This is a genomic window from Rhodoferax sp. UBA5149 (assembly GCF_002413825.1).
Lineage (GTDB): Bacteria > Pseudomonadota > Gammaproteobacteria > Burkholderiales > Burkholderiaceae_C > Rhodoferax.
The window spans coordinates 29,085-30,310 of record NZ_DHXT01000017.1 but is presented as its reverse complement, the minus strand read 5'-3'; the positions used below and the strand labels follow the sequence as shown (position 1 = coordinate 30,310).

At 61.5% G+C, this 1,226-nt stretch carries 1 protein-coding gene; it reads right to left on the bottom strand.

Going from position 1 to position 1,226, the window contains the following annotated elements:
• Positions 1-137 precede the first annotated feature (137 nt).
• The coding region (locus B3V69_RS01295) for a hypothetical protein (RefSeq protein ID WP_296443066.1) at positions 138-1,226 on the bottom strand (1,089 nt) is incomplete at its 5' end.

Below are 1,226 nucleotides of genomic sequence, written 5' to 3'. Positions count from 1 at the left end.
CCAGGGCATCGAGCTCGGCCTGCGCCTGTTTGAGTGCGACGGCGGCGGCGCGCTGCGCATCCCGTTGACGTGCCAACTCGGCACGGGCATTCTGGATGGCGTCCAGGTTCAAGTTGAGTAGCGGCATGCAAAACTCCTCAGGTCTTCAAATCTGAACCAACAAAATAGGCGCGAAACGGTTGCTGCAGCAAGGCTTTAGCGATCTCGGATGCGCTGGGTGTGGCACTCAGTGGCGGAAAGTTGGGGTAGGGCTGTTGCGCCAGTTGTTTCAGGCTATTGACGGTGACAAAACCGCCGGCCTGCACGCCGATGTGCGTCCACGAAAGCGCCTTGTAGGGGTTGTACTGCGTGTACACCGTCGTCGTTGAACCGGGCGCCTTTAGTTTTGCCAACGCACTCATATCCGCCAATGCCTTGACCAAGGCGGTGCGCTGCTTTGGCCCGGTGCGCGCTTGTTCTGGCTTGGGCACCTCCACATCAAAGCCGAAACGAGGCTCGTGCATTTGCTCTTCCAGCACAAAACACCATTGGTCAATCTGGTCGTGGTCGATGTCGAAGCCGAAGAAAGTAATGTCTTCGCCGATCGTGCCGGAGAACACCGGTATCTGGATCGCATCGTCGGGTCGGCGTCCCTGGTCATCCTTGCGCAAGGTGTCTGCACCGACGGTCTTCTTCCACGCATAGACCGCCGTGTTGGGGTAGCGCCGCAACAGTTGGCCGCGCACCAGCAGTGCCACGCGGTCGGGGTCGCCTCCGACGGGGTCGATGCGCTTGCCCAGGGGCTGGGCACCCCACAGGTGCATGGGCTGCATGTCGTCAAGCTCAATCAAGGGAAAGAAAGGCGCCGGACCGATCTGCACGCGACCCCAAAAACGCTGGAACGGTGTGCCCCGCAGGTCGGTCGGGAAACCGCGCCACAGCAGTTCACGGTTCATCTCGCAGTTGGCCCCGGCCATGAAGCTGTCGATGAAATGCTGGTTCACCCGCACCAGCATCACCAGGTCTTGCGGTATGCCGTCGACGCCCGGCATGAACGCGCTCTTGTCCCATGATGCCAGGCGTTGGTACAGCGGCTCCGGCAGTTTGGGCCAGGCCATGACACGGTCGAACAGGGCCGGAATCATGTAACGGTGCCGCGCAAACGCATCGCTGGCCGATAGGTAGGAGGCGACGAACGCGTTGCCATCACTCGCCGCCAGGTTCGCCACCGACACGGTGGACGCCAG